12 protein-coding genes and 1 riboswitch are annotated in these 12,712 nt (G+C 61.5%); of the genes, 4 read left to right on the top strand and 8 right to left on the bottom strand.

The genetic code is table 11. From position 1 onward, the window contains the following. The first annotated feature begins 83 nt into the window (after positions 1 to 83). From HGP14_RS00790 to HGP14_RS00780, 3 genes are read left to right on the top strand one after another with little or no spacing between them, the layout of a single operon-like run. Complete coding sequence (locus HGP14_RS00790) at positions 84 to 1,595, top strand: ABC transporter substrate-binding protein (protein WP_168827950.1); 1,512 nt, start codon at positions 84 to 86, stop codon at positions 1,593 to 1,595. Positions 1,596 to 1,633: 38 nt separating this feature from the next. Then, positions 1,634 to 2,581, top strand: a complete 948-nt coding sequence (locus tag HGP14_RS00785; RefSeq protein WP_168828730.1) for an ABC transporter permease — start codon at positions 1,634 to 1,636, stop codon at positions 2,579 to 2,581. Between the two features lie 2 nt (positions 2,582 to 2,583). Further along, positions 2,584 to 3,438 (top strand): ABC transporter permease, encoded by an 855-nt coding sequence (locus HGP14_RS00780; RefSeq protein WP_168827949.1) that lies wholly within the window; start codon positions 2,584 to 2,586, stop codon positions 3,436 to 3,438. Position 3,439: 1 nt separating this feature from the next. Here the strand turns inward: HGP14_RS00780 and HGP14_RS00775 are convergent, their stop codons facing one another. From HGP14_RS00775 to HGP14_RS00765, 3 genes are all read right to left on the bottom strand, one after another. Next, positions 3,440 to 4,294: an NlpC/P60 family protein gene (locus HGP14_RS00775; RefSeq protein ID WP_168827948.1), complete on the bottom strand. Its 855-nt coding sequence runs from the start codon at positions 4,292 to 4,294 to the stop codon at positions 3,440 to 3,442. A gap of 11 nt (positions 4,295 to 4,305) precedes the next feature. Further along, on the bottom strand, positions 4,306 to 4,656 hold the full coding sequence (locus tag HGP14_RS00770) for a MarR family winged helix-turn-helix transcriptional regulator (RefSeq protein ID WP_168827947.1): 351 nt from the start codon (positions 4,654 to 4,656) through the stop codon (positions 4,306 to 4,308). Positions 4,657 to 4,772: 116 nt separating this feature from the next. Continuing rightward, positions 4,773 to 6,161 (bottom strand): leucyl aminopeptidase family protein, encoded by a 1,389-nt coding sequence (locus HGP14_RS00765; protein ID WP_168827946.1) that lies wholly within the window; start codon positions 6,159 to 6,161, stop codon positions 4,773 to 4,775. A gap of 142 nt (positions 6,162 to 6,303) precedes the next feature. Between HGP14_RS00765 and HGP14_RS00760 the strand changes: the two genes are divergently transcribed. Then, a complete protein-coding gene (locus tag HGP14_RS00760; RefSeq protein ID WP_168827945.1) occupies positions 6,304 to 7,128 on the top strand; it encodes a tetratricopeptide repeat protein in 825 nt (274 codons plus the stop codon). An 8-nt stretch (positions 7,129 to 7,136) separates the two neighbouring features. On the opposite strand, the gene HGP14_RS00755 is transcribed toward HGP14_RS00760, so the two are convergent. The 5 genes from HGP14_RS00755 to HGP14_RS00735 all read right to left on the bottom strand — a co-directional run bounded on the left by HGP14_RS00755 (position 7,137) and on the right by HGP14_RS00735 (position 12,702). Further along, on the bottom strand, positions 7,137 to 7,769 hold the full coding sequence (locus HGP14_RS00755) for a LysE family translocator (protein WP_168827944.1): 633 nt from the start codon (positions 7,767 to 7,769) through the stop codon (positions 7,137 to 7,139). A gap of 17 nt (positions 7,770 to 7,786) precedes the next feature. Beyond that, positions 7,787 to 7,865, bottom strand: a riboswitch (ZMP/ZTP riboswitch). A gap of 36 nt (positions 7,866 to 7,901) precedes the next feature. Continuing rightward, complete coding sequence (locus tag HGP14_RS00750; RefSeq protein ID WP_168827943.1) at positions 7,902 to 8,888, bottom strand: type II secretion system F family protein; 987 nt, start codon at positions 8,886 to 8,888, stop codon at positions 7,902 to 7,904. Positions 8,889 to 8,906: 18 nt separating this feature from the next. Then, positions 8,907 to 9,914, bottom strand: a complete 1,008-nt coding sequence (locus HGP14_RS00745; protein WP_168827942.1) for a type II secretion system F family protein — start codon at positions 9,912 to 9,914, stop codon at positions 8,907 to 8,909. After that, the gene (locus HGP14_RS00740) at positions 9,914 to 11,389 is read right to left on the bottom strand and encodes a CpaF family protein (protein ID WP_168827941.1); all 1,476 of its coding nucleotides are present in this window, start codon (positions 11,387 to 11,389) and stop codon (positions 9,914 to 9,916) included. Before HGP14_RS00740 ends, HGP14_RS00745 begins: the two co-directional genes overlap by 1 nt. Positions 11,390 to 11,421: 32 nt before the next feature. Beyond that, a complete protein-coding gene (locus tag HGP14_RS00735) occupies positions 11,422 to 12,702 on the bottom strand; it encodes a CpaE family protein (RefSeq protein ID WP_168827940.1) in 1,281 nt (426 codons plus the stop codon). Between the last annotated feature and the right edge of the window lie 10 nt (positions 12,703 to 12,712).

Here is a 12,712-nt window from a genome sequence, read left to right as displayed (position 1 = left end):
TTGCGTTTGGAGCCGTTTTAGTGTGTATCGATTTTCGATACACAGCGAACACAAATCGTGTTCATAACGACTGACGGAAAACCATGAGCCGCATCCTCGATTCCGCCCGCCGCATTTCCTTTCTCGCTATCGCCTGTGCCACACTGACAGCCGTGGCCGTGCCTGCACATGCAGCAAAGACCTCGCTCAATCTCGGCATGAGCGTGGAGCCGACGGGGCTCGATCCAACGATCGCGGCACCCGTGGCGATCGGCCAGGTGACCTGGCAGAATGTCTTTGAAGGGCTGGTTTCGATCGATGAGAGCGGCAAGGTTCAGCCGCAGCTTGCCAAGAGTTGGGACATTTCGCCGGACGGCCTGACCTATACGTTCAAGCTTCAGACGGGCGCCAGATTCCACGACGGCGAGGCCTTCGATGCGGCAGCAGCCAAATTCACGCTCGACCGCGCCCGCGGCAAGGACTCCGTCAATCCGCAGAAGCGCTTCTTCACCTCGATCGCCTCGATTGATACGCCGGATCCCGAGACGCTGGTGCTGCATCTCTCCCAGCCGGCGGGCAGCCTGATTTACTGGCTCGGCTGGCCAGCCTCGGTCATGGTCAGCCCGAAGTCGGCCGCGGACGACAAGACGAAGCCGGTCGGCACCGGCCCGTTCAAATTCGTCAACTGGGCAAAAGGCGACAAGGTCGAGCTTGCAAGGAACGAAGCCTATTGGGACAGCCAGACGTCCGTGAAGCTCGAGACGGTGACGTTCCGCTTCATCGCCGACCCGCAGGCACAGGCGGCCGCGCTGAAGGCCGGCGACGTGGACGCCTTCCCGGAATTCGCAGCACCCGAGCTGATGAGCTCGTTCGAGGGCGATCCGCGGCTGGTGACGAAGATCGGCAACACCGAACTCAAGGTCGTTGCGGGCATGAACAATGCCAGGAAGCCTTTCGATGACAAGCGGGTGCGCCAGGCCCTGATGATGGCGATCGACCGTCAGACGGTCATCGATGGCGCCTGGTCCGGTCTCGGCACGGCAATCGGCAGCCACTATACGCCGAACGATCCGGGCTATGAGGACATGACCGGCGTGTTCCCTTACAATCCCGAAAAAGCCAAGGCGCTGCTTGCGGAAGCCGGCTATCCGAACGGCTTCACCTTCACGATCAAATCACCCCAGATGGCCTATGCGCCACGCAGCGCCCAGGTGATGCAGGCAATGTTTGCCGAAATCGGCGTCACCATGAACATCGAGCCCACGGAATTTCCGGCAAAATGGGTCCAGAATGTCATGAAGGATCGCGCCTACGAGATGACGATCGTCGCGCATGCCGAGCCGATGGATATCGATATCTATTCGCGCGATCCCTACTATTTCAACTACAAGAACCCGACTTTCGACGTGCTCATGAGGAAGGTGCAGGAGACAACCGATCCGGCCGTGCAGAACGGGATCTACGGCGAGGCGCAAAAAGTCCTCGCCGAGGACGTGCCGGCACTCTATCTTTTCGTCATGCCGAAGCTCGGCGTGTGGGACAAAAAGCTGAAGGGCCTGTGGGAAAACGAGCCGATCCCGTCGAACGTTCTGACGAATGTTTCCTGGGAGGAGTGAGGCTGAGGCGGGATATGCAGAAGGCGTGAATGGGTGAGATGATCGCGATTCTTGGCCGCCGCCTCGCCGGGCTTATCCTGACGCTTGCAGCCGTCTCCTTCCTGATCTTCGCGATCATGGATCTTCTGCCCGGCGATCCCGCCTCGATTATGCTCGGTACCTCGGCAACGCCGGAGACGCTGGCAGCCCTTCGCCATACGCTCGGGCTCGATCAGCCGCTGCTGTTTCGCTACGGGCAATGGGTAGCCGGGGTGTTTGCCGGCGATCTCGGGCAGTCCTACACCTATGGCGTTCCAGTTGCCGGGCTGATCCTCGAGCGGCTCGCGGTGACACTGCCGCTGGCAGTGCTCGCGATCCTTCTTTCCATCGTCATCGCCGTGCCGCTCGGCACTCTGGCGGCAGCACGGCGAAACGGCATTGCCGACATCGTCGCGACGCTTTTTTCGCAAGTAAGCATTGCCGTGCCGTCCTTCTGGGTGGCGCTGCTGCTCATCATCCTGTTTGCCATCACGCTTCGCCTCATGCCGGCCGGCGGGTTTCCCGGCTGGAGTGCCGGCCTTTGGCCTGCGTTGCACGCACTGATGATGCCAGCCGTGGCCTTGGCGCTGCCGCAGGCTGGCGTGCTGACGCGCGTCACCCGCTCAGCGGTCCTGGAAACCTTGAATGAGGATTTCACGCGGACGGCGCGCGCGAAGGGGCTTTCGGCGCGCGCCGTCTTGTGGCGGCATGCGGTGCCCAATGCGCTGGTGCCGATCCTGACGATCCTGGGATTGCAGTTTACATTCCTCGTGGCAGGCGCGGTGCTGGTCGAGAACGTCTTCAACCTGCCGGGCCTCGGGCGACTGGCGTTCCAAGCCCTGTCGCAGCGCGACATCATGGTCATGCAGGACGTCGTGCTGTTCTTTGCCGCGCTTGTCATCCTCATGAATTTCCTCGTCGATATGTCCTATCTCGCGATCGACCCGCGGCTGCGAGAGGACGCATGACGATGGCGCAGATCGCATCCGATGCTTCGAGCAGGCCGCGTTCATTTTCCATTAGCCGGCAAATGAAGCTCGTCTCTGGCGCAGCCATCGTGGGATTACTCGTGGCAATCGCTGTGCTGTCGCTCGTCTGGACGCCGCTGCCGCCTGCAAAGATGCAGATCATTCACAAATTGCAGCCGCCCTTCGCCTTTGGCGTGCTCGGCACCGATCAATTCGGCCGCGATGTTCTTTCGATGCTGATGGCCGGATGCTGGAATTCGCTGTCGATCGCCATTGCCGCGGTTGCCATCGGCGGAACTGTGGGGTCGATTGCCGGAATTTCGGCAGCGGCGATCCGCGGCGTCTTCGAGACACTGCTGATGCGGGTCTGCGATGTCGTCTTTGCCTTGCCGCCGATCCTCTCGGCGATGATCCTCGGCGCATTTCTCGGGCCTGGCAGGTTTACGGCGATCATCGCAATTGCCGTCTTCATGATCCCGGTCTTCGCACGGGTGACGCTTGCCTCGGCCCTGCAGGCCTGGAGTCGCGATTACGTGCTGGCGGCCCGCGCGCTCGGCAACAGCCGCTTCACGATTTCGGTACGCCATGTTGCGCCAAACATCATGAACCACGTGATTGTCCAGGCAACGATCCAGCTCGGCCTGGCGATCCTCACCGAGGCAGGATTGAGTTTCCTCGGCCTGGGGCTCGCCCCGCCGGCGCCAACCTGGGGCCGCATGCTTGCCGACGCTCAAACCTATCTCGAACTGGCGCCGTGGCTTGCGATCCTGCCCGGCCTTGCCATTGCGCTTGCCGTTCTCGGCTTCAACATGCTGGGCGATGGGTTGCGCGACTTCTTCGATCCGCGGCGGATCTGAATCAGATGGGGCGACGGTAGCCCGTCGGCTGGTCGTAGAGCCAGCCGATGCGTTTGACGGCGGCCTCGAAATTCTCGCGGGCGACGGTCATGGTGTGGCCGTTGGCATGGAGGATCGTTTCCGGATCCTCCATGATCGCCACATGCCCCTTCCAGAAGACGAGATCGCCGCGGCGCAGTTCGGAACGGTCGATCACCTCGCCTAAACCCGCCGCCTGCATGTCGGTGTCGCGCGGCGCGCTTCTGCCGGTCATCAGCAAGGCAAGCTGCACGAGGCCGGAACAATCGATGCCGAGGCCGGACCGGCCGCCCCACAAATAGGGTGTGTTCATGAAACGCGATGCGATCTCGACATAGTCGTCGTCCCCGCCCGCGCCGATCGGCTGAACGTGCTTGGCGAAGATCGCCGTGCCATCGTCCAGCACGACGTAGTGATTGCCTCGGGCTTCCGCTTCGCCGGTGACGCGCACGCGGCTGCCCATGGAGAGCACGGATTGATGGGGCTTGCGCAATTCCGGCTCGGGATAGAGGAAAGTGCGCTGCACGGTGACGACATGTGTCGACTCCGCTTGTCCCTCGGACAGCGTTGCCTCCGGAAGATAGCCGACATAGCCGTCGGAACCGGCCTTCACCCAGCACCAGCCGTCAGCGCGATCGAAGACCACCATATCCTCACCGAAGAGCAGCTCCGTATCGATGCCTTTTGAAAGATCGGGCTGCGGGCGAAGCGGTGCGACGGGAACGGCGATCCGCGCCGGCGTGCCGGAAACAAAGCGCAGGGCCTCGACCTTACCTTCAAGGCTCGCTTCGGCGAGATCCGGCCGATAGGCATGCAGGCGGCGGTCGAGCATTGTCATATTCACTCCGTTTACACCGGCAGGCGGCGTCCCTGGTCACGCACGAGATCGCCGAGCTTCTCCAGATAGAGGGCGCCGCCGACCGTGCGCTTGATGATCACGTTCCGCCGGTCGCTTTCGTCGCGCGCCCGGTCGACCAACCCCATTTCGTCCATCGTATCGAGGGCGCGAGTGATAACCGGCTTCGTAACGTTCAGCGTTGCGGCAAGCCCCCGCACGGTATGAGGCGGCGGCACCAGATAGATATGCAGCAGGATTGCCATCTGGCGCAACGTCAAATCGCGTTCGTCGTGGCGCACCTGATTGAGCGTAACGCCGTGCCAAAGCCCCAGCGCCTGCGAAGCGGTCAGTTCGATCGGCAAATCCCCTCCGGAAAACCGTTACGCTGGTGGTGTATTTTCCGGGAGCAGATGCCTGCATGCAAGAGGCGGCAGAATCTGCCGCCTCGCAAGGTGAATAAAATTTTAACGATCGGCCCTTAGAGCGCGGTCCGGATGTGATGGTAAAGCGCACGGATCGCCTGCGCCTCGCCGCCGCCCGGCGAGTGGGCGCGCTCGGCCGGCGCCCAGCCGTAGATATCGAAATGCGCCCAGCTCTTCGCCTTGCTGACGAAGCGCTTCAGGAACAAGGCCGCAGTGATCGCCCCTGCCATGCCGCCTGCCGGAGCATTGGTGATGTCGGCCATTTTGGCGCGGATATCCTTGTCGTAGCCCATGTAAAGCGGGAGCCGCCACAACGGGTCATCGGTCTCGAGGCTTGCCTCCGAGAGATCGCGGGCGAGATCCTCGTCATCCGTGAAGAAGGGCGGGAGATCCGGGCCGAGCGCCACGCGGGCCGCACCCGTCAACGTCGCCATGTCGATCAAGAGATCCGGCGATTCTTCATCGGCATAGGTCAGCGCGTCGGCGAGGATCAAGCGGCCCTCCGCATCGGTGTTGTCGATCTGTACGGTGAGGCCCTTGCGGCTCTTGTAGATGTCTCCCGGCCGGAACGCATCTGCCGAGATCGAATTTTCAACGACCGGGATGATGACACGGAGATCGACCTTCAACTTCGCATCCATGATCATCAGCGCAAGGCCCATGACGTTTGCTGCGCCGCCCATATCTTTCTTCATCAGCAGCATGGAAGAGGCCGGCTTGATGTCGAGGCCGCCGGTATCGAAGCAGACGCCCTTGCCGACGAGCGTGACCTTGCGATGGCCCTTTTTGCCCCAACGCAGCTCCAGAAGACGCGGCGCGTCGGCGCTGGCGCGGCCGACAGTGTGGACCAGCGGGAAGTTTTCTTTCAGGAGATCGTCGCCGATGATGACCGACATCTCCGCCTTGTAGTGCTCGGCGAGGGCGAGGAAGGCGGCTTCCAGCTGCTCGGGTCCCATGTCGTTGGTCGGCGTGTTGATGAGATCGCGGGCGAGGAAGACGCCGGCAAGTTGACGCTTGATGTCCGCGCCGTCCGCATCGCGCGGGATCATCAGCGTGGCGGCTGTCGTCTTTTCGGAGCGGTATCGATCGAAGCGATAGCTGCCGAGGCCGAAACCGAGCGACAGGCGGTTTGCCGTCAGCGGTGCCGTTTCTATGTGCCAGTCGCCGGCAGGCAGCGAGCGGGCCAGCTTGCCGGTGATATAGGGCTGCTCCGACGGATTTGTCCCGAGGCCGAAAAGCGCGCCACCGAGAAGGCCGTCCGCAGTTGGAATGAGCAGCAGCGACCCGCTTTCGGCCTTGTAGCCCGCCTTCCTCGCCCAATCGAGCGCGATGGGATCGATTGTTCCGGTCTCGATATGAGCCGGGGTGACAGCGAAAATCGGCAGTGTCGAGCCGCCCTTCGTGTTGAACGGCGTCGGTCTCTCAATAAACTGATAGGGGGCCATGTTTTTCCTTCGGCGGTGTCCAGGAATCGCTTCTTAACGGTATGTTAGGGTTAACAGACTATTGCTGGAGCGAAGATTGCGTCAAACCTTTCCCTGTTCCGCTTAGAGGTCAGGCGCCAGTTTCTGAATTCAGGAAAGCGCAATGCACCTCGCCGCGGCCACCCCGTTCAAGAACCGTATTCTGCAGTGCGCCACGGTGGCGCTCGTGGCCGCCGCTCTCGCGGGTTGCACGACCACCAAGGACAAGATGACGACGGGTTCGGTGCCGCAGTTGTCAAAGCCGATCGAATCCATGGATGCGAACGAGCTTCGCACGGCGACCGAGCGACTCGGCCAGGCTTACGAACGAAATCTCCGCGATCCGGTGAACGGCGTTAGCTACGCCAATCTGCTGCGCATGCAAGGACGCGATGCACAGGCACTTGCCGTCATGCAGCAGGTGGCGATTTCCAATCCCAATGACCGCAATGTTCTTGCCGCTTACGGCAAGGCCCAGGCAGCCACCGGTCAGCTTCAACAGGCGCTCGATACGATCGGCCGTGCGCAAACCCCGGATCGGCCCGACTGGAAGCTGATTTCCGCCCAGGGCGCGATCCTCGACCAGCTGGGCAAGCCCGCCGATGCCCGGGCGCGGTATCGCGATGCCCTGGACATCCTGCCGAACGAGCCGTCAGTGCTTTCGAACCTCGGCATGTCCTATCTTCTGACCAGCGATCTCAGGACCGCCGAAACCTATCTCAAGCAGGCAGCGAGCCAGCCTGGTGCCGATAGCCGGGTCCGGCAGAACCTCGCTCTTGCCGTCGGCCTGCAGGGACGGTTCGCCGAAGCCGAGCAGATAGCCCGACGCGAGCTTTCGCCGCAACAGGCAGATGCGAATGTCGCCTATCTGCGTTCGATGCTTTCGCAGCAGAATTCATGGCAGAAGCTTGCGGCCAAGGATGGCCAGCCCGCGAGCAGCACGAACTGATCCCGGAGCTACCTAAGAGCCGCGCCGGAGAGGATCAGGCGCAGGCCGAGCCCGCCCATGACGAGACCGGCAGAGCGATCGATCCAGCGCTTGGCCGAGAGATAGACCTGCCGCGGGCGGCGGGCTGAAAACGCCACGGCCACGATCGCGTACCATCCGAACTCGATCGCGAAGATACCGATCGGCAGGCCCACGATGACTCCGAACGGAATGCTCTTGGGGAGAAACGCCGCAAAGATGCTGGCGTAGACGATGATGGTCTTCGGGTTGCTGAGCTGCGTCAAAAGCGCCGTCGAGAAGCTCCGCCGAATCGACGAACGGCCCTCAACAGTACCCGATACCTCCAAAGGCTCCTTTGCGCCTCGCCAGATGCGGCAGGCGATATAGACGAGATAGGCGCCGCCTGCGAGTTTCAGCACCAGATAGAGCCAGGCGAACTGCGTCAGCAAGGCGGTCAATCCGGCCAGCGCAAGCACGCTGAAGACAATGCCGCCGACACCCATGCCCGCAGCGGCCGCGAGCCCATCCAGGCGCGAACGGGAGATGGCGATCCGGGATACGACGACGAAGCTTGGACCGGGGCTCATTGCGCCGACCAACATGGCTGCAAAGATACTGGCAAGAATAGCGGCTGAAGACATGGGAGTTCCTTGTTGACTGAAGGTGCCCAGGCGAGCGGCGGCTCAACCGCGCTTCCCGATGGTTTTCCATCTCATTCGCCAGTCACGCGGAAGCTATGGCTAGCTGCTTTTCGCTTCGCCCGCAAGCAGGCATCAGAAGCGATCTGCAACCTGTATGCCCGCCGGACCAAGGATGACGGCAACCAGAACGGGGAGGAAAAACAGGATCATCGGAACGGTCAGCTTGGGCGGCAGGGCGGCCGCCTTCTTTTCTGCTTCGTTCATGCGCTCGTCACGGCCTTCCTGTGCGAGAACGCGCAACGCCTGCGAGATCGGAGTGCCGTAACGATCGGCCTGGATGAGCGCCTGGGTGACCGAACGCACGAGATCGATCTGCGTGCGCGTGCCGAGGTTTTCGAGCGCCTGCCGGCGGTCGGGCAGGAAGGAAAGCTCGGCTGTCGTCAGTACCATTTCCTCGGCAAGCGGCGGTGACTGCTCGCCGAGTTCTTCCGACACGCGACGCATCGCCGCTTCAATCGAAATGCCGGACTCGACGCAGATCAGCATCAGGTCGAGCGCATCCGGCCAGGCGCGCTTGATCGAATGCTGCCGTTTCGACATGCGGTTGGAGATGAAGATATTCGGCGCATAGAACCCGAGATAACCCGTTCCGATCATCGCAAGCAGGCGGATGGGAAGCGGCTTTTCAGCAAGATGTCCGAGACCAAAAATCCAGAAGGCAGCAACGGCCAGGAAGACGAACGGCAGGAGGAAGCGGGCCACGAGGAAGGTGTTCAGCGCGTTTTCCGAGCGATAGCCGGCCGCACGCAGCTTGTTCATCGTGTTTTCATCGACCAGCGCTGTGCGAAGATTGAAGCGCTCGACGATCTGGCGAACGGAACGATTGTTCTGCGTGCGCAGCGAAGCCTTGTTTGCAACCGCCTCGGAGTTCATGCGGGCGCGCTCGCGCGCCCGGATCTGATCGCGCTCCGTCGAAACGGCCCGCATTCGCTTGTTCAGGTCGCCGCGCTCGAAGAAAGGAATCGCGATGGTGTAGAACGTCGCAAAGACCGCAATAGCGATCAGGACCGCAAGCAGCATGGCCGGGTCGGTCAATTTCGCTGCAAGATCCGATGACATGGTGCGCGTCCCCTCCGGTTAGATGTCGAAATTGACCATGTTGCGCATGACGAAGATGCCGATGGACATCCAGACGGCGGAAGCACCCATGATCAGGTGTCCGCGCGGATCGGTGAACAGGATGATCATGTATTGCGGCGACGTCAGATAGACGAGGGTCGCCACGATGAAAGGAAGGGCGCCGATAATCACGGCCGAAGCCTTGGCTTCCATCGAGAGCGCTTTGACCTTTGCCTTCATCTTTTTGCGGTCACGGAGAACCTTCGAGAGGTTCCCGATCGCTTCGGAAAGGTTGCCGCCGGCCTGCGACTGGATGGCGATAACGATCGCGAAGAAGCTCACTTCCTGCAGCGGCATGTAATTGGTCATGCGCGCGCAGGCGTCAGGAACGCTGAGGCCGACCTGCTGCGATTCGACGACGCGGCGAAATTCGGTCTTCACCGGGTCGCGACCCTCGTTTGCAATCAACCTGATAGCGTCGTTCAGCGGCAAGCCGGATTTGATCGAACGCACGATGACGTCCAGCGCGTTTGGAAATTCATCGAGAAACTTGTTCTGGCGGCGCTTGATCAGGAAGCCCAGGACCCAGCGCGGCAGGCCGAGACCGGCGACGACCGGAACTGCAAGAACGACCAGCATGGGCGCCCCGGCGAGCAAGGCGATGAGCATCAGAAACAGGCCAAACGCCGCGCTGAACACGTAGAATTTGGCAACCGAGATCGTAAAGCCCGCCTGAATCAGCCGGGACTTCAGGGAAAGCTTCCGCTTTGTATTTTCCTGCTGGCGCTTCTCGAGATCCTTGAGGTTGTCCTGCACCGATTTGCGGCGTTTCGACATTTCCTGGACGCGGTCGTGCGCAGCCTTGACCTTCACCCGGTCCGTTTCTGCCGAAGTCACGCGGCTGAGGCGATTGGCAGCCTTCTTCTCAGTCTCCATCCGGCTGAAGAGCAGACCATAGCAAACCGCGCCCGCAGCGACTGCCGCAAGCGTGATGATGGCGAGCACGATCGGATCGAAACCGAACATCAGATTTCCTTCGAATTTGCTTCCATCGCGTCCAGGGCAGACGCGAGGCGCTTCTCCTCGTTGTAATAGCGTGCGCGATCCCAGAAATGCGGCTTGCCGATGCCCGTCGACATGTGACGGCCGATCAGACGGCCGGCTGCGTCTTCGCCTTCGATCTCGTAGCGCATCAGATCCTGCGTGATGATGACGTCGCCTTCCATGCCGATCACCTCGGTGATGGCCGTGATGCGCCGCGATCCGTCGCGGAGGCGTGCGGCTTGGATGATGACGTCGATCGAACCGGCGATGATCTCGCGAACCGTTTTTGCCGGGAGACTGTAGCCGCCCATGGCAATCATCGATTCGATACGGCTCAAGCACTCGCGCGGCGAGTTGGAGTGAATGGTTCCCATCGAGCCATCGTGACCGGTGTTCATCGCCTGCAGCAGGTCGAAGACCTCCGGTCCGCGCACTTCGCCGACGATGATGCGTTCGGGACGCATGCGAAGGCAGTTCTTGACGAGATCACGCATGGTGATCTCGCCTTCGCCTTCGATATTCGGCGGCCGCGTTTCCAGGCGCACGACATGCGGCTGCTGCAGCTGCAGTTCCGCGGTATCCTCGCAGGTGATGACGCGCTCGTCCCTGTCGATGTAGTTCGTCAGGCAGTTCAGGAGCGTCGTCTTGCCCGAGCCGGTGCCGCCGGAGATAACCACGTTGCAACGAACACGGCCGATGATCTGCAGCAACGTCGCGCCTTCCGGGGTGATCGCGCCGAAGCGGACGAGCTGATCGAGCGTCAGCTTGTCCTTCTTGAATTTACGGATGGTAAGCGCCGGACCGTCGATTGCGAGCGGCGGGGCGATGACGTTGACACGCGAGCCGTCGGGAAGGCGGGCGTCGCATATCGGGCTCGATTCATCGACACGGCGGCCGACTTGGCTGACGATGCGCTGGCAGATGGAAAGGAGCTGGCCGTTATCGCGGAAGCGGATTTCCGATTCGATCGTCTTGCCGCCGACTTCGATGAAGGTCTGGCCGGCGCCGTTGACCATGATGTCGGCGATGTCGTCACGCGCGAGCAGCGGCTCCAGCGGGCCGTAGCCGAGAACGTCGTTGCAAATGTCTTCGAGCAGCTCCTCCTGCTCGGAAATCGGCATCGCGAAGTTCTTGATCGTGATGATATCGTTGACGATATCGCGAATTTCCTCGCGTGCGCTTTCGGCATCGAGCTTGGCGAGCTGCGACAGGTCGATCGTGTCGATAAGCGCCGAGAAGACCTGCGCCTTAGTGTCATAATATTCGTCAGTGCGGGTTAGGCGCCTGCGCTGCGGTGTCTGCATCGGCGGTGGCGTCACCTGGTAGCGGCCCGGCTCCTTTGCCGGCTCGACCAGCACGGCGGGTACAGAAGCGGGAGCCGCCGGGGCGGCCGGCAATGGCGGCGCGCTTGTGGCGCCACCCTTTCCGAAGCCTTCGTTTCCACGTTTTCCGAACATGCCACAAAATCCAATCTACTCGTTTTCGTCTCTTACTTGGCGCGCTTCAGCAGCCCCATCAGACCACCGCGCTTCGGCTTCTTCATGGTCACCCGGCCGGTAACGATGTGTGCCAGCTGCGAGAAGGTCTCAGCCGTCGGCGACTTCGGGTCGATTTCCGAGATCATGCGGCCACTATTGGCGGCATTGCCGAAGAGGCCGATATCGAAGGGAATGATCGCGATCGGCTCGATCTCGAGCGGTTCGCAGAAATCGGACGGCGCAATTTCCGGACGCTTCGGCATGCCGACCTGGTTGAGGACGAGATGCGGCGACTTGTCGTTCGGGCGCAGCTTGCGGAGCGCATCGAGCATGTTCTTTGCGTTACGTAGGTTTGCAAGATCGGGAACGGCGCAGATGACCACCTCGTCCGCCGACGCCAGAACCGAACGCGTCCATTCCGACCAGGCATGCGGAACATCGAGCACCGCAACCGGCGCGCTGCGCTGCAGAACGTCGAGAACCGGTTGAAACGCCTGGCCATCAAAGTCATAGGCGCGATCAAGAAGTGACGGCGCGGCGAGCAGCGACAGGTGTTCCGAACATTTCGTCAGCAGACGGTCGAGAAAGACCTCGTCCAGCCGGTCAGGAGCAAAGACGGCCTCAGCAATCCCCTGCGTCGGGTCCTGGTCGAAATCGATGTTTGCGGTGCCGTACGGCAGATCGAGATCGGCAAGGATCGTCTCGGTCGAGAAGAGATTGGATATGCCGAAGGCGCAGTTATGGGCGATCGTCGAGGCACCGGCGCCTCCCTTGGAACCGATGAAGGCAATGCTGCGGCCGAGCGGTTCGGCATCTGGATCGACGAAGATCGCAGCCATCGCCATCATGATGTCAGGCATCGCCACCGGCTGAACCATGTATTCGGAAATGCCGTTGCGGATCAGCTCGCGATAGAGTGCGATGTCATTGTAATAGCCGATGACAATGACCTTGGTGCTCGGATCGCAAACGGCGGCAAGCGGCGCGAGTTCCGAAAGGAGGCTTGCCGCATTCGCCTTCGTCTCAAGAATGAGCAGATTGGGCGTCGGGGCGCTAGAAAACATATTCGCGGCGGCCGCAACGCCGCCACTGGTAATCCGCAGGCTGACCTTCGACATGCGCCGGTCGTTGCCACAGCGCTCCATGGCCCGCTGAAGTGCCTCGCTCTCGCAAAACGCGTGCACGGAAATACGCGGCAGCGGCCGCATGTTCTCAAGTTCGCCCATGCGCACGGCGTCTTCGACGTGCTGCAGCTCCGCGGCGTTCTTGATCTCGTATTCGATGGGGCTCATAGGTTCGTCT

This window comes from Rhizobium sp. P32RR-XVIII (assembly GCF_012641395.1).
Taxonomy (GTDB): Bacteria; Pseudomonadota; Alphaproteobacteria; order Rhizobiales; family Rhizobiaceae; genus Rhizobium.
This window is presented reverse-complemented; position numbering and strand designations above follow the sequence as displayed.

Excerpts from the sequence above, each read along its gene's own strand:
- HGP14_RS00735 (WP_168827940.1), bottom strand. The coding sequence starts at position 12,702 with ATGAGCCCCATCGAATACGAGATCAAGAACGCCGCGGAGCTGCAGCAC.
- HGP14_RS00790 (WP_168827950.1), top strand. The coding sequence starts at position 84 with ATGAGCCGCATCCTCGATTCCGCCCGCCGCATTTCCTTTCTCGCTATC.
- HGP14_RS00775 (WP_168827948.1), bottom strand. The coding sequence starts at position 4,294 with ATGACAATGCTCGACCGCCGCCTGCATGCCTATCGGCCGGATCTCGCC.
- HGP14_RS00760 (WP_168827945.1), top strand. The coding sequence starts at position 6,304 with ATGCACCTCGCCGCGGCCACCCCGTTCAAGAACCGTATTCTGCAGTGC.
- HGP14_RS00745 (WP_168827942.1), bottom strand. The coding sequence starts at position 9,914 with ATGTTCGGTTTCGATCCGATCGTGCTCGCCATCATCACGCTTGCGGCA.
- HGP14_RS00780 (WP_168827949.1), top strand. The coding sequence starts at position 2,584 with ATGGCGCAGATCGCATCCGATGCTTCGAGCAGGCCGCGTTCATTTTCC.
- HGP14_RS00755 (WP_168827944.1), bottom strand. The coding sequence starts at position 7,769 with ATGTCTTCAGCCGCTATTCTTGCCAGTATCTTTGCAGCCATGTTGGTC.
- HGP14_RS00750 (WP_168827943.1), bottom strand. The coding sequence starts at position 8,888 with ATGTCATCGGATCTTGCAGCGAAATTGACCGACCCGGCCATGCTGCTT.
- HGP14_RS00785 (WP_168828730.1), top strand. The coding sequence starts at position 1,634 with ATGATCGCGATTCTTGGCCGCCGCCTCGCCGGGCTTATCCTGACGCTT.
- HGP14_RS00740 (WP_168827941.1), bottom strand. The coding sequence starts at position 11,389 with ATGTTCGGAAAACGTGGAAACGAAGGCTTCGGAAAGGGTGGCGCCACA.
- HGP14_RS00765 (WP_168827946.1), bottom strand. The coding sequence starts at position 6,161 with ATGGCCCCCTATCAGTTTATTGAGAGACCGACGCCGTTCAACACGAAG.